This is a genomic window from Clostridium sp. D5, assembly GCF_000190355.1.
GTDB classification, from domain to species: domain Bacteria; phylum Bacillota; class Clostridia; order Lachnospirales; family Lachnospiraceae; genus Faecalicatena; species Faecalicatena fissicatena_A.
Window position 1 is genome coordinate 1 of sequence record NZ_GL870845.1, and the last position, 1,023, is coordinate 1,023.

Here is a 1,023-nt window from a genome sequence, read left to right on the forward strand (position 1 = left end):
TTTCTTTTTTCTTTTACTCGCTGTGTCCCACAGACATTATTTTTACTGCTGCTCCCAGATTAATCACGGTCAGCGTGGTAAATATGTACGTTTGGATTAACGGTTCCGCTATATCGAAGATCGCGTTCAGCGGCAGTACCGTAACCGCCCGCAGAAACGGAACTGTTGTGACCATGCTGCTCAGATGCGTCATCAGATGCAGCCACAGTTCGATTACGATGAACCCTCCCAGTATGTTCCCGAAAAGCCGGAGCCCCAGGGAGATTGGAAGTGTACACTCCTCCAGGATCTTCAGCGGGAACATGAACGGATACGGGTCACACATCTCTTTGAGTTTCCCTTTCACTCCATGCACCCTGAGTGAGTTGCTCAGGATCATAAGGAACGTCAGTCCAGACAGCGCAAACGCCACGTTTAAGTCTGCCGTGATCGGACGGATCCCGAACAGCCCCAGGCAGCTCGCAAAGAATACGAACCCCAGAATGCTTCCCACATAGGGCGCATAGGACTTGTTCTCCTTCCCCATGTTGCCCTCTGTAAACTTATAAACCCAGCCCACAATAAACTCCGCAGCTACCTGTTTTCCTTTCGGCACGGTCTTGAGTCCGCTTCCGAGCCAGATGCCCAAAACGGCCAGGATCACGGCAATCAGGATTCCAAACAATGTACTCTCTGTGATAAACAGCTTTCCCTCTCCGAAGCCAAGGATAATCCGGGCGCCGAGTTCTTCAACGTTTATCATTGATTTTTTACTCCTCCTATTCCATATACGATGAGAATAGACAGCGATAAGCCTATGATTCCGGCTGCGTACATGATGACAGCAACGCTGCCGGTCCGCATTGAAATATAAGCGGCTGCAATGTACAGCAGGTACCGGAAAAGAAATATCTGGACAACAAAAATGTTCCTGACACCCAACAGCCGGCATACCGCCAATTTTAATAATAAATAATTAGCGAACGCGGCTGCGGATCCCAGAAGCAGCCCAGCCATGGCCTTGTAACCGGCTCCCCACAGGAG

2 protein-coding genes are annotated in these 1,023 nt (G+C 50.0%); both read right to left on the reverse strand.

The window, feature by feature from the left end:
- Positions 1 to 13: 13 nt before the first annotated feature.
- Positions 14 to 742, reverse strand: a complete 729-nt coding sequence (locus HMPREF0240_RS23225) for a FoF1 ATP synthase subunit a (protein ID WP_009005829.1) — start codon at positions 740 to 742, stop codon at positions 14 to 16.
- Positions 739 to 1,023: hypothetical protein (locus HMPREF0240_RS24880; protein WP_207636772.1), on the reverse strand; the 285-nt coding region annotated here is incomplete at its 5' end. The genes HMPREF0240_RS24880 and HMPREF0240_RS23225, both read right to left, overlap by 4 nt.